This window comes from Lachnospiraceae bacterium, assembly GCA_025758065.1.
Classification (GTDB): Bacteria; Bacillota; Clostridia; order Lachnospirales; family Lachnospiraceae; genus Enterocloster.
Map to the genome: position 1 here is coordinate 628,868 of CP107199.1, position 26,133 is coordinate 655,000.

The 26,133-nt window shown below is 42.9% G+C and carries 26 protein-coding genes and 1 rRNA gene (1 of these 27 running past the window's edge); 11 read left to right on the forward strand and 16 right to left on the reverse strand.

The genetic code is table 11. From position 1 onward, the window contains the following. Nucleotides 1–305 precede the first annotated feature (305 nt). From OGM16_02850 to OGM16_02875, 6 genes are all read right to left on the reverse strand, one after another. Nucleotides 306–668, reverse strand: coding sequence for a heavy-metal-associated domain-containing protein (locus OGM16_02850; protein ID UYJ47233.1), 363 nt, complete (start codon nucleotides 666–668; stop codon nucleotides 306–308). A 39-nt stretch (nucleotides 669–707) separates the two neighbouring features. Then, the gene (locus OGM16_02855; protein UYJ47234.1) at nucleotides 708–854 is read right to left on the reverse strand and encodes a hypothetical protein; all 147 of its coding nucleotides are present in this window, start codon (nucleotides 852–854) and stop codon (nucleotides 708–710) included. Between the two features lie 103 nt (nucleotides 855–957). Beyond that, complete coding sequence (locus tag OGM16_02860) at nucleotides 958–1,176, reverse strand: FeoB-associated Cys-rich membrane protein (GenBank protein UYJ47235.1); 219 nt, start codon at nucleotides 1,174–1,176, stop codon at nucleotides 958–960. 321 nt (nucleotides 1,177–1,497) lie between these two features. Then, nucleotides 1,498–3,684, reverse strand: coding sequence for a ferrous iron transport protein B (feoB, locus tag OGM16_02865; protein ID UYJ47236.1), 2,187 nt, complete (start codon nucleotides 3,682–3,684; stop codon nucleotides 1,498–1,500). Nucleotides 3,685–3,751: 67 nt separating this feature from the next. Then, complete coding sequence (locus OGM16_02870) at nucleotides 3,752–3,970, reverse strand: ferrous iron transport protein A (protein ID UYJ47237.1); 219 nt, start codon at nucleotides 3,968–3,970, stop codon at nucleotides 3,752–3,754. A 69-nt stretch (nucleotides 3,971–4,039) separates the two neighbouring features. Beyond that, nucleotides 4,040–4,249, reverse strand: a complete 210-nt coding sequence (locus tag OGM16_02875; GenBank protein ID UYJ47238.1) for a ferrous iron transport protein A — start codon at nucleotides 4,247–4,249, stop codon at nucleotides 4,040–4,042. Nucleotides 4,250–4,538: 289 nt separating this feature from the next. Between OGM16_02875 and OGM16_02880 the strand changes: the two genes are divergently transcribed. Both OGM16_02880 and OGM16_02885 read left to right on the forward strand, forming a co-directional pair. After that, nucleotides 4,539–5,453 carry a LysR family transcriptional regulator gene (locus OGM16_02880; protein UYJ47239.1) on the forward strand — a complete coding sequence of 305 codons (915 nt, stop codon included), beginning with the start codon at nucleotides 4,539–4,541 and terminating at the stop codon, nucleotides 5,451–5,453. Between the two features lie 131 nt (nucleotides 5,454–5,584). Further along, nucleotides 5,585–6,397: a DUF3100 domain-containing protein gene (locus OGM16_02885; protein ID UYJ47240.1), complete on the forward strand. Its 813-nt coding sequence runs from the start codon at nucleotides 5,585–5,587 to the stop codon at nucleotides 6,395–6,397. Between the two features lie 110 nt (nucleotides 6,398–6,507). On the opposite strand, the gene OGM16_02890 is transcribed toward OGM16_02885, so the two are convergent. Continuing rightward, the gene (locus tag OGM16_02890) at nucleotides 6,508–7,824 is read right to left on the reverse strand and encodes an IS110 family transposase (GenBank protein UYJ47241.1); all 1,317 of its coding nucleotides are present in this window, start codon (nucleotides 7,822–7,824) and stop codon (nucleotides 6,508–6,510) included. Nucleotides 7,825–8,194: 370 nt separating this feature from the next. Here OGM16_02890 and OGM16_02895 point away from each other — a divergent pair, with 370 nt between their 5' ends. Next, a complete protein-coding gene (locus tag OGM16_02895) occupies nucleotides 8,195–8,656 on the forward strand; it encodes a hypothetical protein (protein UYJ47242.1) in 462 nt (153 codons plus the stop codon). Between the two features lie 20 nt (nucleotides 8,657–8,676). Beyond that, entirely contained in the window at nucleotides 8,677–10,014 is a 1,338-nt protein-coding gene (locus OGM16_02900; protein ID UYJ47243.1) for an amidohydrolase, read from the forward strand. A 104-nt stretch (nucleotides 10,015–10,118) separates the two neighbouring features. On the opposite strand, the gene OGM16_02905 is transcribed toward OGM16_02900, so the two are convergent. Genes OGM16_02905 through OGM16_02915 form a run of 3 tightly spaced genes read right to left on the reverse strand, consistent with a single transcriptional unit; the run spans nucleotide 10,119 to nucleotide 14,136 of the window. Beyond that, nucleotides 10,119–11,075 carry a D-2-hydroxyacid dehydrogenase gene (locus OGM16_02905; protein ID UYJ47244.1) on the reverse strand — a complete coding sequence of 319 codons (957 nt, stop codon included), beginning with the start codon at nucleotides 11,073–11,075 and terminating at the stop codon, nucleotides 10,119–10,121. A gap of 54 nt (nucleotides 11,076–11,129) precedes the next feature. Continuing rightward, nucleotides 11,130–12,260: a response regulator gene (locus OGM16_02910; protein ID UYJ47245.1), complete on the reverse strand. Its 1,131-nt coding sequence runs from the start codon at nucleotides 12,258–12,260 to the stop codon at nucleotides 11,130–11,132. Next, a complete protein-coding gene (locus tag OGM16_02915) occupies nucleotides 12,235–14,136 on the reverse strand; it encodes a histidine kinase (GenBank protein UYJ47246.1) in 1,902 nt (633 codons plus the stop codon). The genes OGM16_02910 and OGM16_02915 overlap by 26 nt, the downstream gene beginning before the upstream one ends. A 153-nt stretch (nucleotides 14,137–14,289) precedes the next feature. Between OGM16_02915 and OGM16_02920 the strand changes: the two genes are divergently transcribed. The 7 genes from OGM16_02920 to OGM16_02950 all read left to right on the forward strand — a co-directional run bounded on the left by OGM16_02920 (nucleotide 14,290) and on the right by OGM16_02950 (nucleotide 19,423). Next, nucleotides 14,290–14,853: an extracellular solute-binding protein gene (locus OGM16_02920; GenBank protein UYJ47247.1), complete on the forward strand. Its 564-nt coding sequence runs from the start codon at nucleotides 14,290–14,292 to the stop codon at nucleotides 14,851–14,853. A gap of 90 nt (nucleotides 14,854–14,943) precedes the next feature. After that, nucleotides 14,944–15,615: an extracellular solute-binding protein gene (locus tag OGM16_02925; GenBank protein ID UYJ47248.1), complete on the forward strand. Its 672-nt coding sequence runs from the start codon at nucleotides 14,944–14,946 to the stop codon at nucleotides 15,613–15,615. A gap of 76 nt (nucleotides 15,616–15,691) precedes the next feature. Continuing rightward, nucleotides 15,692–16,573, forward strand: coding sequence for a sugar ABC transporter permease (locus tag OGM16_02930; GenBank protein ID UYJ47249.1), 882 nt, complete (start codon nucleotides 15,692–15,694; stop codon nucleotides 16,571–16,573). Nucleotides 16,574–16,588: 15 nt separating this feature from the next. Then, nucleotides 16,589–17,422 (forward strand): carbohydrate ABC transporter permease, encoded by an 834-nt coding sequence (locus tag OGM16_02935; protein UYJ47250.1) that lies wholly within the window; start codon nucleotides 16,589–16,591, stop codon nucleotides 17,420–17,422. A 12-nt stretch (nucleotides 17,423–17,434) separates the two neighbouring features. Further along, nucleotides 17,435–18,253, forward strand: coding sequence for an esterase family protein (locus OGM16_02940; GenBank protein UYJ47251.1), 819 nt, complete (start codon nucleotides 17,435–17,437; stop codon nucleotides 18,251–18,253). A 1-nt stretch (nucleotide 18,254) separates the two neighbouring features. Continuing rightward, nucleotides 18,255–18,989, forward strand: coding sequence for an esterase family protein (locus OGM16_02945; protein ID UYJ47252.1), 735 nt, complete (start codon nucleotides 18,255–18,257; stop codon nucleotides 18,987–18,989). Nucleotides 18,990–19,033: 44 nt separating this feature from the next. Beyond that, complete coding sequence (locus OGM16_02950; protein ID UYJ47253.1) at nucleotides 19,034–19,423, forward strand: VOC family protein; 390 nt, start codon at nucleotides 19,034–19,036, stop codon at nucleotides 19,421–19,423. Between the two features lie 174 nt (nucleotides 19,424–19,597). Here OGM16_02950 and OGM16_02955 read toward each other — a convergent pair whose 3' ends face one another. The 6 genes from OGM16_02955 to OGM16_02980 form a co-directional block, all read right to left on the reverse strand. Further along, nucleotides 19,598–19,855, reverse strand: coding sequence for a transcriptional repressor (locus OGM16_02955; GenBank protein ID UYJ47254.1), 258 nt, complete (start codon nucleotides 19,853–19,855; stop codon nucleotides 19,598–19,600). 746 nt (nucleotides 19,856–20,601) lie between these two features. Then, nucleotides 20,602–21,675, reverse strand: coding sequence for a peptide chain release factor 1 (gene prfA, locus OGM16_02960; GenBank protein ID UYJ47255.1), 1,074 nt, complete (start codon nucleotides 21,673–21,675; stop codon nucleotides 20,602–20,604). A 5-nt stretch (nucleotides 21,676–21,680) separates the two neighbouring features. Then, nucleotides 21,681–22,571: a peptide chain release factor N(5)-glutamine methyltransferase gene (gene prmC, locus OGM16_02965; GenBank protein UYJ48377.1), complete on the reverse strand. Its 891-nt coding sequence runs from the start codon at nucleotides 22,569–22,571 to the stop codon at nucleotides 21,681–21,683. Between the two features lie 2 nt (nucleotides 22,572–22,573). Further along, the gene (locus OGM16_02970) at nucleotides 22,574–23,530 is read right to left on the reverse strand and encodes a DUF1385 domain-containing protein (protein UYJ47256.1); all 957 of its coding nucleotides are present in this window, start codon (nucleotides 23,528–23,530) and stop codon (nucleotides 22,574–22,576) included. A gap of 112 nt (nucleotides 23,531–23,642) precedes the next feature. Continuing rightward, a complete protein-coding gene (gene rpmE, locus OGM16_02975; GenBank protein ID UYJ47257.1) occupies nucleotides 23,643–23,849 on the reverse strand; it encodes a 50S ribosomal protein L31 in 207 nt (68 codons plus the stop codon). 521 nt (nucleotides 23,850–24,370) lie between these two features. After that, a 23S ribosomal RNA gene (locus tag OGM16_02980) occupies nucleotides 24,371–26,133 on the reverse strand; it runs 1,125 nt beyond the window's last position.

The window sequence follows — 26,133 nt, forward strand, 5'->3', positions numbered from 1 at the left end:
AGTGATCCACAAAACAAAAAGAACAGCTGTGTACCAGACAGATATGTCCGGACACTCCTGGTCTTTTTTGCGATCTAGTACATCGTTTCGTAAATAACTGTACGAATCACGTAGGATGCGGATTTGAGTGTGCAGGTCTTAAAACGCAGGCGTAGCGGGCTACGCTGAGGCTTTTAGACCTGTGCAATCAGATTCGCAGACACGTGAGTGGTATAGTTATTTCGAAAACGCTGTACTAGTTTCGTAAATAACTGTACTGATCACGTAGAATGCGGATTTGAGTGTGCAGGTTTAAAAATGCTGGCCTATGAAATAGAATTTACCGTATAACCTGCATCTTCTACTGCCTTTTTCAGCACCTTCTCATCAACCTCACGGTCATAAGAAATAACAGCTCTTTTTCCCTTTAAGCTGACATTTGCAGATACACCGTCTATCTTGTTTAAAGCATGCATTACACGATTTACACAATGCTCACAGGTCATACCTGAGATCTGCATAATCTTTTCACCGACCACAGGGCCTTCCAGTTTACTTGGCTCTTCTTTCACCTCGCTGGCTCCGCCGCCGCCACAGCACGGGCTTTCGCCTTTCATATGTTTGATAGTGCCTCTGACAGCGAACACTGCGATTAGGATCAATATAAGTATTACGATTATATTAACCATTTTTATGTCCCTTTCGTTTCTGTAACAGGTCTGTACTGCCTACTTTTCTTCGCGGAATTTCTTATCTCTTGCTTGTTCCCGCTTTTTCTGGATATATTTTACTCCCTGGTAGATCCCCATTCCCACTACATAGATGATAATAAGGGCAACTACCATATAAAGCATGGAACCAGATGAATTTCCCATTTTTCTGTTCCTTTCTAAACATACATAACGTACATATCACCAGAAAATAGCACCATCATAAATACAGGTCCATTGCTGCGTGTAAATACAGACAGCAACTGGATCAGTGCTTTTTCATCGTTTTATGAACGTCCCCATGATGTGCATGAACACTTCCACAACTGCTGCAATGTCCGCTGCAGCCGCCGCAGCCACCGCCACAGCCACTTTTTCCGCTTCCACAGCTGCTGCAGCTGTCCTTTAACGCACCGGTACGTTTCCAGTAAATCACCAGACCACAGTAGCCAAATATAAGGAGCAATATAATTACATTTGCTATCATAAATATTCCCTTCTTTCTTCTTGATGTACTCTCGGAATCTTTTTGTACTTGATTTTGCGAGAAGATTTTTTGTCAGTTGTGCCCAAATTTTTGAGTCGTACGCGGTGCGTACGCTGATAAAATTTGGGTGCGACTGGCGGAAAATCGGCCGCAAAGGCAAGTGCATGAAAGACTCCGAGAGTACATCTTAATGTTCTCTCGGAAACATAAAACGATAAATATCTGCCAGATCCATTTTACCACAATGCAGCAGTTTTAAAAAGGGACCGGATGTTATCACCCGGACCCTTTCATTATGCCGGTATGTACCGACTGATACTTTTATAAACTTGCGGACTGTACAGAGCGCTTGGAATAGGTCTTCTGATCCTTATATGGATCTGGACGGAACAGCATGTACAGCATGAACAGCAGCACTACGAATGCCACAACTGTACCTGCGCCGAAGGAGCCATAGAATAAGAAGCTGCCGATCTGGTATACACAAAGAGTAACAGCGTAAGCAAATACATTCTGGAACAGGATCGCAAACCAGAACCACTTTCTGTCCTGCATCTGCTGGGCCATTGTCGAAATAGCTGCAAGACACGGAGAGTCAAGAAGGTTAAACAGCAGGAAGCTGAATCCGGCTAAAGCGGTTGGGAACCACATTCCAACACCTTCTGCAACGGTTTCTGCATCTTCAACGTCACCGGCAACATTTGCAAGTACGCCCATGGTAGAAACGATACCTTCTTTTGCACTGAAACCGGAGATCGCAGCTGCAACCGGCTGCCACTCGCCCCAGCCAAGAGGAGCAAAGAGAGGCGCGATCGCACCGCCAATGATAGCCATAAGGCTGTCTGCGGAATCTTCAACAATACCAAAGGAACCATCAGCAAATCCAAAAGTAGAAAGCAGCCACATTACTACGCAGGCAAGGAACAGGATAGTACCAGCCTTGATGATGAAGCCTTTCAGTCTTTCCCAGACATGCATCAGAACAGTCTTAGCAGATGGGATATGGTACTGTGGAAGCTCCATAACGAATGGAGCCGGTTTTCCGGAGAATGGTTTTGTTTTCTTTAACATGATAGCTGCTACAAGAACAGCTACGATACCTACAAAGTACATGATAGGAGCCATCATGCCAGCTACATCCCAGCCAGTTACATAACCAGCCATAACGCCGCCCATTAAAGCGATTACAGGAAGTTTAGCACCACATGGGATAAAGGTTGCTGTCATAATTGTAAGTCTTCTGTCGTTATCCTGCTCAATGGTCTTGGAAGCCATGATACCTGGGATACCACAACCAGAGGAGATCAGTAACGGGATGAAGCTCTTACCGGACAGACCAAAGTGACGGAATACACGGTCCATAACGAATGCGATACGTACCATGTAACCGCAATCTTCCAGGATGGAAAGGAACAGGAACAGGATCGCCATCTGAGGAACGAAACCAAGCACTGCTCCCAGACCGCCGATGATACCATCAACAACCAGGCTTAAGATCAGGTCACTTGCACCGGCATTTTCAAGGAATCCGCCTACAACTTCCTGAATAGCACCTACGAATGTATCGTTAGTCCAGTCAGTTACGAATGTACCTATTGTAGTTACAGAGATGTAATATACGATCCACATTACCAGCATAAAGATCGGAATACCTAAGAAACGGTTGGTAACGATCTGGTCGATCTTATCAGATACGGTCAGCTTCTCGCCGCTCTTCTTAACAGCAGTCCCAACTACCTTCTGGATGAATTTGTAACGCTCATCAGTTACAATACTTTCCATATCGTCATCATGAGCTTCTTCGATGGCTTTTCTTGCGTTCTCAACAATAGACCTGCCGGAAGCAGAAAGAGGGGTGCTCTCAACTACCTTGCTGTCATTTTCAAGAAACTTAACAGCATACCATCTCTTCTTGTTCTCAGTGATGTCTGCCGGCAGTACGCCTTCAACCTCAGCTACTGCTGCTTCTAATTCCTTAGAAAAGATCTCCTTAGGAAGATCAGCTTCTTTCTTCTTAGCAACCTTAACTGCTTCGTCGATCAGCTTATCAAGACCGGTCTGCTTCAATGCAGATGTTTCAACGATCGGACAGTCAAGAAGCATGGAAAGACGCTCAATGTCGATCTTAATACCTCTCTTGGCAAGCAGATCTGCCATATTTAATGCAATCACTACCGGAATACCAGTTTCGATCATCTGGGTGGTCAGATATAAGTTACGCTCAATGTTTGTTGCGTCAACCAGGTTTACAATAACGTCCGGATCATCCTTTAACAGATAATCACGGCTGACAACTTCCTCCAAAGTATAAGGAGACAGTGAATAAATACCCGGAAGGTCAGTAACGATCACTTCTTCGCTCTGGCTCTTGCTTTTTAATTTTCCCTCTTTTTTCTCTACCGTAACACCAGGCCAGTTACCAACATACTGATTGGCACCTGTTAATGCATTAAACATAGTTGTTTTTCCGCAGTTTGGGTTTCCGGCAAGCGCGATCTTAATTGCCATTTTTCATTTACCTCCATGAGTCCATTGCAAAGGACTCCTTTTAATTCTCACGGTGTGTTGTGTCCGTTTATTTTACTTCTACACACTGAGCATCATTTTTTCTTACAGAAAGCTCATAACCTCTTACTGTAATTTCAACAGGATCTCCTAAAGGAGCAACTTTTCTAATATAAAGCTCACTTCCTTTTGTGATCCCCATGTCCATAATACGACGTTTGTAAGCGCCATCACCTGTGATCTTAGTCACTACTACAGTGCTTCCAACTGCTGCATCACCTAAAGTCATTGCTATGTCTCCTTTCTTCTCTTTGTCATGTTCATTTATGGCTATATCACCCTTAGGCAACATGTCCATTTAAACCATGATATGTCTTGCCATATCCTGATTTATTGCAACTCTTGAATCCTTAATATTGACAATAACATTTCCACCGATGGCAGATACAACTGTGATCTCTGCTCCGGCAACAAATCCCAGGTTTTCAAGAAAACGCTTTGTTTCTTCATTTCCGCCTACTTTGCGGATGGTATTTGCTTCTCCGATTGAAGCCATTGTTAAAGGCATCTTCTTCACTCCTTTTTTCAAGTTAGTTTTTCCTATTCAAGGTTAGTCATTGCTACCCCGATTATCTTAGTTAGAATACGCTAATTTAAGTTAGTTGTCAATAACGCAGACTATTTATATGCTGATAATATTTCTCAATAAGGTGCATTTTTTTTATTTTTGCTGTATAATTCATAAAGATGTTGGGGGCAAAAGGTATTTTGACCCCTCTGATACCGAATTGCTACGTGCTTTGCACTCCCGCAATTCTTCATAAATAAACTGCCGTCAGCCACAAAGGAGAGCTTCTATGACATTACAGCAAATGCGATATTTTATTGGTGCTGCTGAATCCGGTTCGATCAGCGAAGCCGCTAAACGATCTTTTACTGCCCAGTCCAGCATTTCCGGTGCTATTAAAGAAGTGGAAAATACTTATGGGATCACTGCTTTTGTAAGGGACAGCAAAGGGGTCCGCCTTACCAGAAGCGGAGAAGAGCTTCTGATCGAATTTAAATGGATATTAAACCGACTGGATTATCTGGATGAAAAATTCAATGGTTCCAAAAATCGTCCTTTAGGTTTATCTGTTTCCTCCCAGCATCATATCTGCGGTATGAATTCTTTTGTATCGATCATCAACAGCCTGAATACAAGTGCCGGACCTTATCACTGCGGTTTTCACGAATGCCGCACATCTGAAGTTATGGACCGGGTAGAACGCGGTCTGGATGATCTTGGCATCGTTTTTGTTACAGAATACAGCAAGGGCCAGATGATGCAGGAGTTAAGGAACAGAGGCATCATTTTCAATCATATTACCTATCAGACTTCCCATGTATACATATGCCAAAACCACCCTCTTGCTGGCAGCCGTGAAATCGACATAGAAGATCTGATCCAGTATCCTTTTATCACCTATGACCGGTCTTCAGATACGAATTCTGCTTATACTGACCTGATCGTCCCTTATCATCAGTTAAACAGGGTGATCCAGGTTTCTGACCGGGCTGCTTCTTATTCTGTTATGCGTTACTGTCAGGGATTTGCTGTCGGAAGCGGCTATCGGCCGTTTGATGATAACTACAGCGATATCGTTTCTATTCCTATTAAAAACGGGCGGCGGCTTGAAATAGGATGGATCGTACGCCAAAAATATACTCTTTCTGATACAGCCAGCCGTTTTGTGGATCTTTTAATGCAGATTGAATCAGTTGTCCTGTGACCTTAAAGCCGGTTTTCGTAAAAAGCGATGGAAATCCATCGCTTTTTGACGTATTCGCAGAAAACGCTTCCTGTGTTATGTTTAAATCACAAAAATAATTCCTGCACAGACAGAAGAAAGGGGTATCTTGTATGGAAAAGCTGAAAACTGTTATTAACAAGTACTGGAAGGTTTATGTTGTAGCCTTGATCCTTGCTACGGTATGCGACCTGATCGGTACACTTAAGTTCAATATTGGAATTGGTACACTTACCTTATTTCCAATGGTATTTGCCACGATCTTTGGAGGCCTTTTAGGACCGGACGCCTTTAAGCTTTTCAAAACAGAAGAATCAAAGCTTGGAGGAAGCCTTGTTTTAGTAGCCCTTGCACCTTTTATGGCAAAAATGGGAATCTCAGCAGGTGGAAATCTTGCAAAACTGGTTGCTGTAGGACCTGCGCTTCTGCTGCAGGAATTTGGTAATCTGGGAACCATCCTTATTTCACTTCCTCTTGCACTGCTGCTTGGTCTGAAAAAAGAAGCTATCGGTGCCTGCTATTCCATCAACCGAGACTCCAACCTTGGATTAACCACTGATATCTTTGGACCGGATGCCCCGGAAACCCGCGGAACCTTTGCTGTATATATTGTTGGTTCTGTTATTGGTACCGTTTTTATCAGTATCCTGGCCAGCATCGTAGCTTCCTGGCATATTTTTGATCCTATTGCCCTTGGCATGGCTTGTGGTGTAGGAAGCGGATCAATGATGACTGCCGCTGCCGGAACATTAGGTGAGATCTACCCGCAGCAGGCTGAAAGTATTATGATCATGGGCGGCGCCAGTGATATGCTTACTGGTATCACCGGAATTTATATGGGAACATTCGTAGCTCTTCCTCTTACTAAAAAACTGTATGCAATACTGGAACCTAAAATCGGTCACAAAAACAATAAGTCCAGCTAATAAATGTCAATAGAAAATGGAAAAAAATTTTCTTAAAAAAAGGGTAGGCTGCCCCCTTGGTGAATATATCGTTCTTTTGCAAGAGATTGATTCGTTGGATTTACAGTATTTTATGCAGCTATATCGCATTTAGCAGCATTGTATTGTTTGATGTGCTCTTGTGGAGTGATGATTTCAAAAGGTTTGTTGTCTCTTAGTATTGCAAATATCATGTTGCATACTTTATGTGAAACGGCTCCCATTGCTACGAGCTTTGGTTTTGAATCACATTTCTGGAGATAGTATTCACGAAGAACTGGATTTTTAGCTTTTCCATTACGGGAAATACTGATACTTTGCAAGGATAATGTGTGAATCACACGTCTGGCAATAGAAGAACCACGCTTAGACATTTGAACCTTGGTGCCTTCAAATTTGCCGGATTGTTTCACAGCAGGATCAAGACCAAAATAAGCGAAAAGCTGTTTTGGTTTTGAAAAAGCAGAAAAGTCACCAATTTCGCCCATGATGGTTGCAGCAGACAAGAAACCAGCACCTTTGAATGTTTCAATCAAATGAACCTGTTTGACAAATTTAGTATCTTCATTTGAATCAACAAGCTTATGAAGCGATTCAAGAATATCGTTGATTTCTTCATCATATTTACGTATGAAGCTGATATAAAGACGGATACGCTTGATGTTGCTTTCTATGATGTAGCCAAACTGATTTGCATCAGTTGCCGCCTGAATGATGGCATTATACTTATTCTGAGCATATGTAAGCCCAAAGCGAGCTGTTGATTTGATGATATCAATAATCTCTTGCTTGTCTGCTTCAAGAAAAGCTGATGGAGAGGTATAAGTTTCTAACAATGTAAGAGAAGTGTTGATAGTAACCTTGGAAAAGATGCCAAGATACTGTGGAAACGCCATGCGTAATTCACCCTGAAGCTTATTCACATAGGCACTGCGATTATCCATTAAATCGTAGTATTCACGGCATAGGTTACGGCAGTTTAGGGCAAGATCTGATGGCATAAGTGAAACCTTTAAATCCGGTTTCAAGCCAACCAAAGCAGCTTTTTTTGAATCAAAACGATCATTATGCACTTTTCGGATGTTGATGTTTGTGCTATTCTTAGTGATGATAGGATTAATAACGGAGCAGTTAAAACCCTTATCACGAAGATAGCAGAAGAGTGGGTAATGATAAATTCCCGTGGATTCGAGGAAAATGCGACTTTCCAAAGAATACAACTCTTCTGCTTCTTTTATTTTAGAAACAGCGGTTGTAAGGGAATCAATACTGTTATGCAGGATTTTGTAAGGTTTTCCTACGAATTGTTGGTTTGGAAGTGCGATAGACATCCATGAGAAGTCAGCACCGACATCAATACCAACAGAGATGAATAATTCATCAAGATTAAAAATAACTTTGTTTGACATGAGCGATAGCTCCTTTCTGATAGGAATCCATTTCCAATCTGGCAGGTACACAACCTAGCGCGTTATTCGGGTATTGCCTTCCGGCTCCCAACCAGCTAAAACATAAAACCCTGTCGAATGGACTAATTGACTTTCTTGTAGGTATCAGTCACAGAAGTGACTTCCCAAGGAGGCGAACATTCTTTGTCCTATCCTAAGAGATAATACCTTATGTTTTATCTAGTGTCTATCAGGAACCGTCAGACATGATAATTATTATGGATAACATCTGATGAAGGAGGAATCCCTTCTTCTGTTATCTGATTTATAGAAACTTATTAACCAAGTAGTCTTGATTGACTACACCATTATTATACTAGGAGGCTAAATAATGGTCAGAAAATACTTTTTACAGCAGCTTGGACTGCTTATCATGGTTTCTGTTATCATGGTACTCACAAATATACTGGGCTACAAAATGCCGGTAGGTGATTCCATTGCCGGGATCCTGGTATTATGCGCTATTGCTCTCTTCGGACTTACAGTAAGTAAATTTATGAGCCAGTTTATAAAGCTTCCATCTATGATGTATGTATCTCTTACCGGACTGCTTCTTGCATGCCCTATCTCACCGGTAAAAGACTTTGTGATCGGTGTTACATCCCAGGTTGCATTTATGGCTCCTACCACTGCATTAGGCGCATTTGCCGGGATCTCACTTGGAAAAGACCTGAAGGATTTTGCTAAAATGGGATGGAAACTGGTGCTCATCACCTTATTTGTAATCACCGGAACATTTATTTTCTCTGCCTTAGTAGCAGATGTTATCTTAAAACTTACAGGTGCCATTTAACATGAGCGAGGTAAATTTATATGGAAAAATATGATATTTTAATTAAGAACTGTCAGGTTTTAAACCCTGATATGACGGTTTCATCTACCTGTTCTGTAGGAATTAAAGACAGCTGGATCAAAAAGATCGGTCCTACAGATGAATTGATGGCTGACAGCTCTGCCAGTGAAATAATCGATGGCAAAGGAAAGCTTGTCATGCCCGGCATGGTAGATGGCCATACACATACCTGCCAGCAGCTTTTAAGAGGGCGTGTTGCCGATGAATATCCTATGGTATGGACCCGTTTCCTGGTTCCTTTTGAAAGTAATCTCCAGCCAGAAGATTCTTATATCAGCGGCCTTCTGGCATGTCTGGAAATGATCAAAAGCGGAACAACTGCTTTTGCTGATTCCGGCGGTGTACATATGGACCGGGTTGCAGATGCAGTCATTGAATCTGGCATGAGAGCTGCCATTGCAAAATCAACCATGGATATGGGAAATGCCATTACTGGTGCAATGAAAGAGACAGCTAATGAGGCTATCGAAAACACAAAGAAACTGTATCAGAAATATCAGGGGGCTGGCGATGGTCGTGTTGATATCTGGTTTGCTATCCGTCAGGTAATGACCTGTTCCAGGGAACTGATCGCCATGGTAGGTGAATCTGCTAAAGAATTCCATACCGGCATTCATGCCCATCTGTGTGAACATAAAGACGAGGTCAGCTTCTGCCTGCAAAATTACCAAAAACGCCCTGCAGAATTTCTGGAAGAAATGGGCATTCTTGGTCCTAATCTTCTGACTGCCCACAATGTAATGCTGTCAGATCACGATATTGCGCTGATGGCAGAACGTGGTGTGAAAATGATCCATTGCCCAAGAGCCAACCTGGCAAACCACGGTTTTCCAAAAGCTCCCCAGATTCTGGAAGCCGGTGCAAGCCTTGGCTTAGGCTGCGATGGTGCTGCACCTTCCAATCTGGATATTTTTGACGAAATGAAGGTTCTTCGCTATGCTATGATGGCTTACTGGGGAATTCCATCTTTTAATCCTGTAGTAATGACCTGTCCTACACTTTTAAAGATGGCCTCCCAGGGCGGTGCAAATGCTCTTGGACACGGTGATATCCTTGGATCCGTTGAAGAAGGCAAGAAAGCTGACCTGATCCTGTTAAATATTGACCAGCCTCATATCACTCCAAGCCAGAATCTGGTAAATACCATTGTAGATGCTGCAAACGGACATGATGTGACTGATTCTATCATCAACGGCAAGATCGTAATGAAAAACCGTGAGGTCCTTACTCTGGATGAAGAGCGTATCCGCTTTGAAGCTGAAAAGCATATGAATGATATTATTAAACGGGCATACTAAGATATAAAAAATGACGGCACTGTTTCCAGTTTGGGAAACGGGCCGTCATTTTTACAGCATTTTTTGATCATATATAAGGCTGCTTTACATTTTTTCTTTTTTTATTACCGGTTTACCACATTCACCGGATCTCCATCTAAAAACTGTTTAAGATTTTCCACAGACATATCCATGATCCTCTGCCTTGCTTCCTTTGGCGCCCAGGAAATATGAGGGGTGATGATACAGTTTTTAGCTTTCAGAAGAGGATTGTCACTCTTAATAGGCTCTGTACTTACCACATCCAGTCCTGCTGCATATACTTTTCCACTGTTTAATGCATCTGCCAGATCTTTTTCCACAACCAGCTGTCCACGGGAGTTATTAATGATGATAACTCCATCTTTCATCCTGGCAATATTATCTTTATTGATAATGCCTTCTGTAGACGGGAACAATGGGCAATGAAGCGAGATCACATCTGATTTTGCAAATATCTTATCCAGTTCCACATACTCAGCAATAGCACGTCCTTTATCATTTGGATGGGAATCATAAGCCAGTACATTCATACCCATTGCCTTTGCTATGGTTCCTGTTTTCTGTCCAATACGGCCAAAACCAATGATCCCCAGTGTTTTTCCTGCCAATTCTATCAAAGGATAGTCCCAGAAGCACCAGTCTGGGGCCTTCTCCCATCTGCCCTCTTTTACAGCCTTATCATGATGTCCGATGCGATGGCAGATCTCTAAAAGAAGAGCAATGGCAAACTGTCCTACACAGTCCGTTCCATAAGCAGGAATATTGCTGACAACGATCCCTTTTTCTTTTGCATAATTAACATCGATCACATTGTAGCCTGTTGCAAGGACACTGATAAACTTAAGATCCGGGCATGCATCCATGGTTTCTTTTGTGATCGAAGTCTTATTGGTAAAAACGACCTCTGCATTGCCAATACGATTTACCACTTTCTCTGCCGGTGTTCTGTCATAAATCGTCAATTCTCCGTATTTTTTCATCTCATCCCAGGAAAGATCTCCCGGATTTTCTGTATATCCATCAAGTACAACTATTTTCATCTGCATTTCTCCTTTGTATGTAATGTACTTACAAAAACTTTTTATACTATAGTCTTATTGTTTCTTTATCCCATCCCGATACATCGACGGTGAAACCCCGGTGACATTCTTAAATGCCCGGTTAAAGTGGGCGGCATCTTCGTAGCCTACTGCCAGGGCAATGTCTAAAAGCTTCAGGGACGAGTCTTTCATCAGTTCCTTGGCCTTTGTCATGCGAAGCTGAAGTATGTAATCTCTCACTGTCATATCCAGCTGCTTTTTAAACAAACTGCTGAAGTAATTGGGGTGGAGATGGAACTGGGCAGCAATGTCTGAAAGGAGAAGCTGTTCAGAACAGTGCTTTTCCATGTATTCCTGTGCCTTTTTTACCACATATTCTTCTTTCTTTTCCTGCTGTTTTTTCAGCTGTTCCATATAAAGCAGCAGGATCTGTTCCATTTTCTGTCTTAACTGACTGATGTGGGGCTGGTTTTTAATCTGGGCAGCCAGGTCATTATCTGACAGCTTGTAACCTGCTATAATAGGGATCAGGGCTGTATTTTTCTGCATTAATGTGTAGAGAAATGCGGAAAATACCTGCTTAAACTGTTCTTTAGTCACAGCTTCCTGGGATAAATGGGAAAAGATTTCCTGGATCTTATCTTTTGTGCCCTTTTCGTCCATGGACAAAAGCCCGGCTGAAAGATGTTCCATTTCTTTTTCCAGATCTTCTTTTGTATAATAAGGTTTTTTGGCCGGAATATCAAAATAATCCCCCTGTGTTTCCGGACGCACACAGCTTACCTCTTCTGCCTGCAGCTTTACGGAACTGTCTTTTAACCGCGGGATCAGCAATCTGAGCATGGACACAAAATTCTGTATATTCACAGGCTTTAACAGATAATCATAAGCCCCCAGCCTCAGTGCATTGCGGATATAGGTATAATCATCATAACCACTGAGCATGATCACTACACTGGGAATCTGGTTTTTGCTGATCAGCTCCAGAAGACTGATGCCATCCAGCTTTGGCATACGGATATCCGAAATGATCACATGATAGTAATCTTCTGTAAGACGGTTTAAAGCATCACTTCCATCGCAGGCACTGGATATAACAAAGATATTTTCAAAATTTTGCTTTATAATACTCCCAAGACCATCTACAATATTCTGGTCATCATCTACTAATAGGATCCGGTACATCCTGTTCCTCCTTCTTCGTCCGCTCTTCTTCCATATCATCACTCATGTTATCTTTCCATGGAAAACAAAGCATGATCATAGTTCCCATTCCTTCAGCACTTTCAATGGATACCTTATACTCCGGACCATAGTTTAAGCTGATCCGCCTGCATACATTACGAAGTCCGATGCTGTTGCTGGAAGGACTGTCTATATCATGGCGCAGCATCTCTAACTGTTCTTCACTCATACCACATCCATCATCGGAAACCTGGATATATAGGCGGTCCTCGTCTCTATATCCCAAAATATCAATATGCAGGATCTGATGACTGTCTGTAATACCATGGATCACTGCATTTTCCACAATAGGCTGGAATACCAGCTTTAAAACATGGCAGGAATACAGCTCCCTGTCAATGCAGATGTTAAACTGGATCCGTTCATTGTACTGATATGCAAGAATAGCCCGGTAGATATTTAACTGATGGATTTCTTCTTCCAAAGGCACTTCTTTTGTGGTATTCCGAAGGCCATACTGAAGATTCTGCCCTAACAGTTCTGCCATGGTAGCTGTTTCATAATCCTGGCACATATAAGTCTTCATGTGCATGATCTCCAGAGTATTATACAGATAATGGGGATTGATCTGGGTCCTTAAAAGCTGCAGTTCTGTTTCCTGTTTTTCCTGTTGCTTTACAAATACCTCATGGATCAGCAGATCAATACGTTTTGACATTTTATTAAAAGAGGATACCAGAGTCTGAAATTCCTCTGGAAGTCCTTCTTTTGAAACTTTATTTATGTGACCCAGTTCAAAATGATTACAGGCTTCGATCAGACGGTTTAATGCCTTTAAGATCCGGCCTAACATCTGAAAGATCAGAAATATGATCCCACCTAAGATCATACCTATGGGAATGATATTTAACATCTGGATCCTTCCCATATTTCCAAAAATGTCAGACAAAGGAGTCTGTAATACCAGAGTGTAGCCATTAGCGTGGCCGATCACATTGTATACACAGGAGTTTTTATCACTGTGCTTTAATTTTCTGCTCTGGTAATTTTCTTTTCGTTCTGTTTTTTTCAGATTTTCTTTTACAAATCCCTGATAGCTTTCTTCCTGTTCTATATTTCCGTACAAAAGCTTCCCATCTTTATATACCGCAAATCTCTGATTCGGTGTCTGACGGTTCTGCTCAAAATAATTCTCCAGATAAGAAGTATCTATTCCTGCCACGCAATAGCCTACGATTTTGATCGTATTCAGGTCCAGAATGCCTCTGCCAATACACAATGAACCGCCGTCACGCATATTCATACCCGATCCTCTAAATTCCTGCGCAGCTATGAGAAGAGGCCTACCTGTTTTATAAGCAGAAATTTTTTTATACCATTCTGCCTTTTCCTTATCCAAAAAGCTAATTCCGTAATTTGCCCCTTTTGAAGTGTATACGCCATTTCCTTCAAGATCATAAAGAGCAATAAAGCTGGTAGAGTCTGTTGTGAAACGTATCTGGGCCTGAGTATTAAAATACGAATAAAAACGGAAATTTTTAAGGATGGGACCTTCCCTTAGTGTACTGCACAAATAGGGGTCATTATTCTGGGTATATAACTGAGCCGGGAAAAAAGTGGCCTGTTCCAATTCTTTTACAGATATCTCTACCCGGTCTAACAGCTGCTCTCCTGTCTGGAAATACCGGTGGGTAGCCATATTATAATTCTGGTAGGCACTTACAGTTACAAGATAACATAAAAATGCCATGGTAAGGAATATCTGCAGGCCTGCCAGAAGGATCAGCCATTTTTTAATTGAATCTGTTTTTGTCATATTTTTCTTTATATCTTTCCAATTCACTATATATCTTTTCGCTTTCTGCCGTTTTTTCATATATCCATCGCACCTCTTTATATAAAAATATACAACAATCTTTGAAAATGGCAAGTAAAATTTGAATATGGTATTTATAATTTCCCTGAAAAAGCCTATACTTTGGCTACAAGTTAAGGCTGTACAAAAACCATATGTGAAAGGGGAAACATTATGAAAAAAAGATTTACAGCATGTATGATCGGAGCCACTCTTTTAACAGCTGCACTGACCGGTTGCTCAGGAGGAAAGACCGCTGATGCTCCTGCTTCCAGTGCAGACCAGACCACAGCTGCCGAAGCTGCCAGCACAGATGCTGCTTCCGAAGGCAAAGTAGCCATTGAGTTGTTCTATCAGAAACCAGAAAACGTAGAGCTTTACAACACTCTGGTAAACAAATTCATGGAAGAAAACCCGGATATACAGGTAAACCTTACTCTGGCTGAATCCACCACAACTACACTGATCTCCCGTGTAGCAGCAGGAAACATTCCGCAGTTAGTATCTGTATTCCCATGGAACGCATCCTATAAAGATATGTTCAGGGAAGGACTTTTCATGGACCTGACGGATCAGGACTTTATGAAACGTGTAACTCCTTCCGTTCTGGAACGCTGCGAAGTGAACGGAAAACAGTACTCCCTTCCGCTGACCACCAACTCCTTTGGTCTGTACTACAACGTAGATATTTTTAATGAACTGGGACTTACCATTCCAAAGACCATGGATGAAATGTGAGGTGTATGCGACAAGTTAGTTGAAGCCGGCATCCAGCCATTCTCCTTCCCGGATAAGAAAGCAGTCCGCATCAACCAGCAGTTTGACCGTATGCTCATTGGCTGTGTGGACCATGACTTCTATAGCAAGTGTGATGAACAGATCAACGGCAGCTACAACATTAAAGATGATCCTAATATCCGCAAATATGCAGAAACCATCTTAAAGCTGCGTGAATATGCAAATCCTGATTCTCTTGGATATGATGACGAACCTGCTTACGAAGAATTTACCAGTGGAAAATCTGCTATGTACATTGATGGTTCCTGGGCAGTAACTACATTCGAGACCATGAATCCGGACCTGAATTTCAACTGCACCGCTATTCCTGCTATTACAACTGATGATTTCTGGATCGCTGGTACTGTTGATACTGCTTATTCTATTTCTGCTGACTGTACACCAGAACAGCAGGATGCATGCATCCGCTTCCTTGATTTCCTTGTACGTGAAGATATTGCACAGGAATTCAGTGACGGTGACAAAAACCCAACTCTGATCCAGGGTGTCGAATACAACGTTCCACAGCTTAAAGAGATCAACGACTACATTAACGAAGGCAGATTTGCTCCTTCTTTAGCAAGTATCTGGACACAGGATTTAAGAAACAGCCTGGTTGTATCTGTACAGGCCCTGATCTTAGATAAGGATGTAGATACCTTCTTAGACGAATTCCAGTCTTTAGTAGAAGAATACTATACTCCTGCTGAATCTGAATCCTAATTTTTCAATTCTTATGTATTACTGGGATCTTTCTGTGATCCCAGTAATACATTTCTAAAAAAATGGAGGCAGCATCATGAAATCAACGAAAAACCGTGATCGCAATATCACACACTTTTTATATGTACTACCGAATCTGATCATGTATTCCTTTCTCTCTATTGTTCCAATTGTCCTTGGGCTGTATTATAGCTTTACCAACTGGAACGGCATCGGTAAGAACTATAAATTTGTAGGCCTGAAAAACTATATTAAGATTTTATCCGACAATCGTTTCCGGAAAGCCGTACTATTTAATATACGATATGCCGCAATGCTGATCATCTGCGTAATGCTGCTGTCTGTTGTACTTGCACTGTTAATGAACACAAAGATCCGTGGCCAGAACTGCTTCAGAGCTATCTATTTTTTCCCGGCCTGTGTCAGTATGCTGACCATTGGACTGATCTTCAACTATATTTTCTTTCAGGGAATCCCCAGTCTTGGAACTTCCCTTGGGATTGAAGCATTACAGAAAAACATTTTATCCGGCAGAAGCACTGCTATTTACGGTATCCTGATCACAAATATATGGAAAAGTGTTGCAATTCCAACAGTTTTAGTCATTTCTGCTTTACAGACCATTCCAGGTGAGATTATCGAAGCAGCCATTGTAGATGGGGCAAATGGCCGTCAACGCTTTTACTACATCACTCTTCGCTACATTCTGCCTATTTTAAGTATTATTTTTGTCCTTGTCCTGAAAGAAGGACTTATGATCTACGATTACATTATGGCAATGACCTCCGGTGGACCGGCAGGCGCAACAGAAAGTATCACTCTTTCCATTTACCGTATCGGCTTTGAGGACATGAAGTTTGGATATGCCATTTCCCAGGCTATGATCGTTGCCGTTATCATTGCAGTTATTTCCATTACCCAGATCCGATTTACTGACAAAAAGAAGATCTACGATTAAAACAGGAGGTATCCCATGAAAAAAAGAAAAATCTTACATGCTCTGACCTATGCAGTGCTGACTCTGGGCGCTCTCCTTGTATTTTTCCCATTTTATCTTACCGTAGTTTCTTCTTTAAAGGATATGAGCGACATTTTCAGCAATTTCTTCGGTCTTCCAAGGCATATTGTTTTTGACAATTTTGCTTATGTACTCCAGAGACCGGATTATTTCATCGCACTGAAAAACTCTGCGATCATCACTGGTGTAGCCATTGTTGCCATGGTATTTTTTCTTCCCATGTGTGCTTATGCCATTTCCCGCAGAAGATTTACATCCCGTTTTTACAGCTTTCTCTACTTTTTCATGGTAGCCGGTATTTTTATCCCTTTCCAGGTAAAAATGCTTCCCATGGTAAAGTTAATGAGCAATATCGGTCTTCTTAACAGGACTGGTGCTATCCTTTTCTACATTGCAAACTCCACCTGCGAAGGTATTTTCCTTTTAGTAGGCTATCTGTCTTCCATGCCTATTGATCTGGAAGAAGCTGCCTATATTGACGGAGCTACTACAAACCAGGTATTTTATAAGATCGTTCGTCCTATTATGAAGCCTATCATCTCCACAGTTGTTATCAAAAACTCCCTGTGGATCTGGAATGACTATTTTATGCCATCCCTTGTATTAAACCAGTCTAACTTAAACCGTACACTGACTCTGTACCAGTACTCATTCCGTACAGAAAACTCTACCAATTTCACTATTGTATTTGCTGTTATGCTTCTTTCTATCCTGCCGATCTTTATCGTTTACTGCCTGTTCCAGAAACAGATCGTCTCCGGCATGATGGAAGGTGCTGTCAAAGGTTAGGAGGTATATACATTGTCTTTATTACATGTGAATTTCCACTCAAAGGTCCTGAATATGGACACTAAGATCGGCGTGATCATGCCCCAGAAAATGCAGGGCATCGGTCTTGCCGGAAGCGAGCAGGCAGACAGCTTCCCGGTTCTGTGGCTGTTGCACGGACGCAGTGATGATTATACCATCTGGATGCGCCGTACTTCTATCGAACGCTACGCAGCTCCTTTAGGTCTGATGGTCATTATGCCGGAGGTTAGCTACAGCCGTTATATCAATATGAAGCATGGTCCCCGCTATTATGACTATATTTCAAAGGAATTGCCGGAATTTTGTGCAAAATTATTCCCGAAAATGAGCCGGAAACGGGAAGATAACTACATTGCCGGACTGTCCATGGGCGGCGGCGGCGCTATGTGGGTAGGCCTGAACAATCCGGACAAATATGGCCGGATCTGCATGCTTTCTACTGGCGGAGTTGCTCCGCTAGAGCACCTTTGGAGAAATAAAAGTGGCAGTGACTATATGTTTAAAAAATGCAATGAGGACATTTACGGCACCTCTGATTCTGATTCCCTTGCAGGAACAGAATATGACATTTTAAAGCTGATCCAGGATACTGCGAAAGAGCATACTATACTGCCAAAAATATACCACGCTATGGGTACAGAAGATGTCCGATATCCTGTTGCCATGGAGATCAAAAAAACCTTTGAAAACATTCCCGGTAATCCATATGAGTATGAATACCACGAAGGTCCCGGTGTCCATGAGTGGGGCTTCTGGGATGAATGGATCCAACATTTCCTTGACACTCTTGCGTTGAAAGGAGGAAACTAACATGGCTCTCATACTGGACCACTTTTATTCAGCTGCCCTTACGGAATGCAATTCCCTGACAGCTATTGTTCCTATGGAAAACAATGAAAAAAGCTCTTATCCTGTTTTATGGCTGCTTCCCCCTGCAGGCTGTGACCACACAGCATGGCAGCGCCATACAGCTGTAGAGGATCTGGCAGATGAACTGGGCATTATCATTGTGATGCCGGATCTGAAATTAAGCTACGGGCTTGATATGATCCATGGATTTACTTATTTCCAGATGCTTACAAAAGAGCTTCCGGAAATGATTGCCGACTATTTCCCAGCTGACCTGGGCTTCCAGATGATCGCCGGTGTAAAGGAAGGGGGCTATGCAGCCTTAAACGCAGCTCTGTCTGTTCCCGGACAGTACCATATGGCAGCGTCTTACAGCTGCGGTTCTCTTACAGATGAGACTTTTGACCCCGAAATGGATAAACAGCTGGATAATGCATTTGGAACCACTGATCTTCGCACATTGAATGGCACGGATAAGGATCTGAAAATGCTGATCCAAACAGCCAAAGATCACAATATGGCCCTTTCTTTAGAGTATTCTGAGAAAGATGACTATAAAGCTTCCTCTGCTCTTTTAGCTGACTGCATTCTGAAAAGTTCTTTTGCCAGCCGGTCTGTACGGGTACAAAAAGAGGCTCTTACATGGGCAAAATGGACTGAAGCTTTAAAAACCGATATTAAAAATGCTTTGAAATAGCTTTGATCAGGCAGATTAAGCTTTACAAGAAAGGATGATATCATATGACTCCTGGTGCTTATTGTGACGGGATCCAGCATATTGGAATCCCAACAGATCATTTGGAAAATACGATCCATTTTTACGAGGATCTGGGATTCCAGGTCATCTTAAGGACTTGTGTCCCGGAAAAGAACCAGCATGTAGCTTTTTTGCAGTTGGGAAATCTGGTGATTGAAACTTATGAGGATCCTGTGGCTCTCTGTGACGGAGCCATTAACCACATTGCCTTAAACTGCCTGGATATTGAAAAAGCCTACGCAGCTACTTTAAACCAGAAGCATCTGGTGTTGAGCAATGGCATTGAAGCTCTTGATTTCTGGGAAAGAGGTGTGCGCTTCTTTATCATCCAGGGACCAAACAAAGAGCGGATCGAGTTTTGCCAGAAACTGTAAATTTGATTTTTAGGGGAGTATTGGTATAGATCACAGAACGCGCCTTCTGGCGCGTTTTCTGTGTGGATAAAGCAAAAGCGGGCTGCACATTTTTATATAACGTGCAGCCCGCTTTTGCTATGCATACAGAAGAGCCTGCCATGAGGCAGTTTCTGTAAGTAAACTATCCTAGCTTTAGCTGATCTTATTTTCCACTGGATAAGAATATCTGTATCCTCTGCTTAAAAATCCCATTTCCTCTAATACACCTACCATTCTGTAGACAGTTGCAAGTCCGATGGTCGGGTCCTTTTTAGAAGCCATGTAGTAAATCTCCTTACAACTGGACCAGTTTCCTTCCAGTATGACATCTAAAAGGATCTTTCTCTGTCCTGTGATCCGTTTTCCTTTTCTCTGAAGTTCTCCAATGATCTGTGCTTTCTGTTCTGACATAGGCTCCTCCTTCTTTTAAGCACCACGGATATCCTGTCCCGCTGCCTTTTATCCATATTTTCTACATATTTCTTACATAGTCTGTTTCATCTTTTTTATTTTATACATTTAGGATCTGTGTTGTAGTTAGTTTAGGCTAATTTATCTAACTGTTTATAAGATTAGCACCAACTAACTTTCTTGTCAACTGTTTTTTGATAAAAAATATGCAACAAGTACTATCTGTTAAGGTTCTCCAGCTTTATGGCACATGTCAGAAATTTCAGATGTATTTTTTTAATCTTTGATTGAAATGATCTGCGACATAGTCTATACCTCCTGTTACATTATAATGATGTTGGGGGCAAAAGGTATTTTGACCCCTCTGATACCGAATTGCTACGTGCTTTGCACTCCCGCAATTCTAAAAACATTCGTAATCCGCTCATTTTTCTTCAAAAAATGGCTTCTTACTCATGTTTTTGGCGGGTCCCAAGGCCACAAATCCTCCTGCAAGCAAGCTTGCACCGGATTTATGACCTTTTGACCCTGGTATCATTATAATTATGTTATATTATGATGTAACAGGATTGCTCCATTGATATGCAATTCCCGCAATCCTCGAACATCTCAAACTCCCATAAAATGGCGTGTTCACACCATTTTATTTATCTCATCATTGTTAACCCCATATATCCAAAAAAGCTATTGCAAACTGATCTTACATCATCACTTTGCAATAGCTTTCTTTATACTGTATCTAAATCTTAATTCTCGTTCATTTTAGCCAGTTTCGCAGCCTGATCTGCTGCGATCAGATTATCTAACAGCTCCTGAATATCACCGTTCATAATAGAATCGATCTTGTATAAAGTCAATTTAATCCTATGATCAGTAACACGTCCCTGTGGGAAGTTATAGGTGCGGATCTTCTCAGAGCGGTCTCCGGTACCGATCTGGCTTCGGCGTTCTTCTGCTTCGGAATTCTGGCGTTTTTCCAGCTCTAAATCATACAGCTTGGAGCGTAACAGGCGAAATGCTTTTTCCTTGTTCTGCAGCTGTGATTTTTCTGTCTGGCTGTAAATAACGATCCCCGTCGGCATATGGGTCAAACGTACTGCTGAGTCAGTGGTGTTGACACACTGTCCGCCATTACCAGATGCACGCATTACGTCAATACGGCAATCATTCATATCGATCTGAACATCTACTTCTTCTGCTTCCGGCATAACTGCTACCGTTGCTGTAGAGGTATGGATACGGCCGCCGGACTCTGTCTCAGGCACACGCTGTACACGATGTACGCCGCTTTCATATTTCAACTTGGAATAGGCGCCTTTTCCTGTAACCATAGCTACAACTTCCTTAAAGCCGCCGATACCATTTTCATTGATACTGATGATCTCTACTTTCCAGTGCTGGCTGTCTGCGTAGTTGGAATACATACGGTAAAGCTCAGCTGCGAAAAGAGCTGCCTCGTCACCGCCTGCGCCTGCACGGATCTCCAGGATAATGTTCTTATCATCATTAGGGTCTTTTGGAAGAAGAAGGATCTTTAACTCATGCTCCAATTCCTCAATGCGTTTTTTTGCATCGGATAACTCTTCCTTTGCCATTTCACGCATTTCCTCATCATTTTCTTCATCTAACATTGCCAGACTGTCTTCTACGTCCTGCTTTGCCTGCTTATACTGCTTATAAGCTTCTACGATCGGTGCCAGTTCAGCCTGTTCTTTCATCAGCTTGGTAAAGCGTTTGGTATCCTGGGTCACATCCGGATCCCCAAGCATAAGCATCAGTTCTTCATAATGAATCAACATATCATCCAGTTTATCAAACATAATTTCTACTTCTCCTTCCTGGCACATACTACCCGGTCATTTCCAGTCATGTCACGGACAGTCCTAAGCCCTTTAAATCCCATTGTTTCAAATATTTTTGTTACATCCTTTGCCTGATCCCAGCCGATCTCCATATAGATCTCTCCACCGTTCTTCAGGTATTTTTTTCCTTCTTCTGCTAAAATGCGGTAAAATTTCAATCCGTCCGGCTCACCGTCTAATGCCATCCGTGGCTCATGGTCTTTCACCTCCGGCTCCAGCCCTTCTATCACCTGACTCGGGATATAAGGGGGATTGGATACGATCACATCATAGCGGTTTTCTGGATCTAAAGCAGAAAACATATCGCTTTTTATAAATTTCACTGGATGATCCAGAAGTTTTTCCCCATTGGATTTTGCCACTTTCAACGCTTCTTCTGACAAGTCAAGAGCTGTTACATCTGCATAGCCTCCAAGCTTTGCCAGACTGACAGCAATACAGCCGGAACCGGTACACACATCTAAAAGTGAAATATTTTTCTCTTTGTGCTCGTTTAATATCAGTTCAACCAGTGTTTCTGTATCCTGTCTTGGGATCAGAACATGTTCATTTACATAAAATTCCAGTCCCATAAACTCCTGGACACCAGTAAGCTGCTGAAGAGGGATACGCATTTCTCTTTTACTTATCATTTCCCAGTATTTATCAATTTTTTTCCGTGTATCCGTATCTGCTTCTGTTACATTTGTCCCATTTTCCGTTTCTGTAAGAGGGCGATCCCTTTTTACAAGAAAAGACGCAAAATTCATGTCAAATACATCTAATAAAAGGAAACGGGCATCTAAAAGCGGGTCAGGAACACCTGCTTTTTCCAGTTTTTCTTTTCCTTCTTCTAAAAGAGTCCCAAGGGTCATTTTCATGCCTGTTCCTCTTTCTTCTCCCAATCCGGGAAGTTTTCGTCCAGATAAGCCCGCCAGTCAAACACTTCCTCTACAGCAGCGATGGCTACTTCGATCATAGTATCGTCTGGCTCTTTGGTGGTCAATCCCTGCATCCACATTCCCGGACGGCTTAAAATATCTACCAGTTTAGAATCATGTTTTCCTGCAAAGCTTAAAAACTCATAGGAAACACCTGCGATCACAGGGATCAGCACAATGCGGCTCACTATACGCAGCCAGATGGTATCGGTGCGGATCACCATAAAAAACAGAATACTGATGACCATAACGATCATAATAAAGCTGGTACCGCAGCGCTTGTGCTCCTTGGAGCTGGCCCGTACATTGGCTACATTCAGCTCTAAACCATGTTCAATACAGTTGATGCATTTGTGTTCGGAACCATGATACATAAAGGTTCGTTTAATGTCTTCCATACGGGATACCATTTTTATATAAATAACGAAAATGGCAATACGGATAAATCCTTCTAAAATCGCCATCACAGTATGGGACGGGATCACTTTTTTACATATATTGGAAATAAACATAGGCAGCAGCATGAAAATCCCAATCGCCATGATAAAAGAAAAGATCATAACAACGGTCATAAGGATGCCTTCTAATTTTTCGCCGAAGACCTTATCCAGCCACTGTTCAAAGCGGCTCTCCTTTGCATCTTCGTCATCTTCAAAGAAGCTGCAGGACCAGGTAAGTGCCCTCATGCCTACGATCATGGAATCTGCAAATTTAAACACGCCCCTGATAAAGGGAATACCCAAAAATGGATACTTTTTTGTTACGCTTCTGTAAGTATCTTTTTTAACCTCGATCTCTCCATCGGGTTTACGGACGGCTACTGCATAGTTTTCACCATTCTGCATCATAATGCCTTCGATCACTGCCTGTCCGCCAATTCCTGAATATTTCATCTATGCATTACCTTTCGATTTTCATGTACTTTCGGAGTCTGAATCCGAAAATGCATTTTAACGCAAAGGGGCTGAGCCGCAAAAGCTCAACCCCTTAAATTCTCTCTTATAATTACTGAGCATTGATGCCGTACTTACGATTGAACTTATCAATACGTCCACGAGCTGCAGCAGCCTTCTGCTGGCCAGTGTAGAATGAATGGCACTTGGAGCAAACCTCCACATGGATGTCCTTCTTGGTAGAACCAGTTACGAACTCGTTGCCACAGTTGCAAACTACCTTTGCCTGGTAGTAATTTGGATGGATTCCTTCTCTCATTTTATTCACCTCTCTGATATAATTTGCGGTTTCCGACCGCGGCCTGTATGCCAATCTGCCTCTGTACACTGCAAGCAGCCGGTAGGTACCGTCACCAGAACGCACAGATATCAGCATCTTTTAAGTTATACGCATCCTTCCCGCAAGGTTCTGACTCACGCGAATGCTAAAACTGCCTGTCTCAGGGCATAAATATCTTATATCTCTGAACAGCTATATCAGTATAGCATAGTTTATACACATTGACAAGAGAAAAAATGATTTTATGCACAAAAAAACCTGGACATCTCTGCCCAGGCTAAATCTATAAAATCTATACATACCTTCAAAACCACATATTGAACTACCGAATATCAACCACAACTTATTTTATTCCACAACTTAGCGACTCATTCATAAAACCTGACGGTTTTATTCATGTCATTGGCTTCGCCAATGACTGAAGCTTTTCGGATCCAGCCTTATGAAAGCAAGCTTTCAACGGCTTCCTCCGCAAATCTTGTGTCGCTCTCTCAGACCTTTTGGTCAAGCCCTCGACCGATTAGTATCAGTCAGCTCCATGTGTCACCACACTTCCACCTCTGACCTATCTACCTTGTCGTCTTCAAGGGGTCTTACTACCTGCGTATGGGATATCTCATCTTGAGGGGGGCTTCACGCTTAGATGCCTTCAGCGTTTATCCCGTCCGGGCTTGGCTACCCTGCCATGGAGTTGGCACTCCAACAGGTACACCAGCGGCCCGTCCATCCCGGTCCTCTCGTACTAAGGACAGCTCCTCTCAAATATCCTACGCCCACGCCGGATAGGGACCGAACTGTCTCACGACGTTCTGAACCCAGCTCGCGTACCGCTTTAATGGGCGAACAGCCCAACCCTTGGGACCTGCTACAGCCCCAGGATGCGATGAGCCGACATCGAGGTGCCAAACCACTCCGTCGATGTGAACTCTTGGGAGTGATAAGCCTGTTATCCCCAGGGTAGCTTTTATCCGTTGAGCGATGGCAATCCCACTTTCATACCACCGGATCACTAAGTCCTAGTTTCCTACCTGCTCCACCCGTCGGTGTCGCAGTCAAGCTCCCTTATGCCTTTGCACTCTTCTAATGGTTTCCAACCATTATGAGGGAACCTTTGAGCGCCTCCGATACCCTTTCGGAGGCGACCGCCCCAGTCAAACTCCCCGCCTGACATTGTCCCCCAGCCGGATCACGGCTGCAGGTTAGAAATCCAATACCGCAGGGGTGGTATCCCAACAGCGACTCATCTCAGACTGGCGTCCAAGTTTCTCAGTCTCCCACCTATCCTGTACATGCAGTACCGAATCCCAGTATCAAGCTGGAGTAAAGCTCCATGGGGTCTTTCCGTCCTGGCGCGGGTAACCAGCATCTTCACTGGTATTTCAATTTCACCGGGTGCATTGTCGAGACAGCGCTCAAATCATTACGCCTTTCGTGCGGGTCGGAACTTACCCGACAAGGAATTTCGCTACCTTAGGACCGTTATAGTTACGGCCGCCGTTTACTGGGGCTTCAATTCAGAGCTTCGCTTGCGCTAACCCCTCCTCTTAACCTTCCAGCACCGGGCAGGCGTCAGCCCATATACCTCACCTTACGGTTTTGCATAGACCTGTGTTTTTGCTAAACAGTTGCTTGAGCCTATTCTCTGCGGCCTGGTTTCCCAGGCACCCTTTCTCCCGAAGTTACAGGGTCATTTTGCCGAGTTCCTTAACAATGCTTCTCCCGCCGGCCTTAGGATTCTCTCCTCATCTACCTGTGTCGGTTTACGGTACGGGCACGTATCACACAATAGCGGCTTTTCTTGACAGCCGGAATCACACACTTCGCTACTTATATTCGCTCCGCATCACAGCTTCGGATCGTCAAGCGGATTTGCCAGCTTGACTCCTACCCTGCTTGCCCCGGTCTTTCCATTCCCGGGCTGTGCTGTCCTTCTGTGTCCCCACAGTTCTGATGATACGCGGTACAGGAATCTCAACCTGTTGTCCATCGGCTACGCTTCTCAGCCTTACCTTAGGCCCCGACTTACCCAGAGCAGATCAGCTTTACTCTGGAAACCTTGGATATTCGGCCTGGAGGATTCCCACCTCCATCTCGCTACTCATTCCGGCATTCTCTCTTCTTAAATGTCCACAGCTCCTTGTCGGTACTGCTTCTTCCCTTTAAGAATGCTCCTCTACCAATGTATCACTACATTCCTAAGCTTCGGTGTTGTGTTTCAGCCCCGGACATTTTCGGCGCAGGACCTCTCGACTAGTGAGCTATT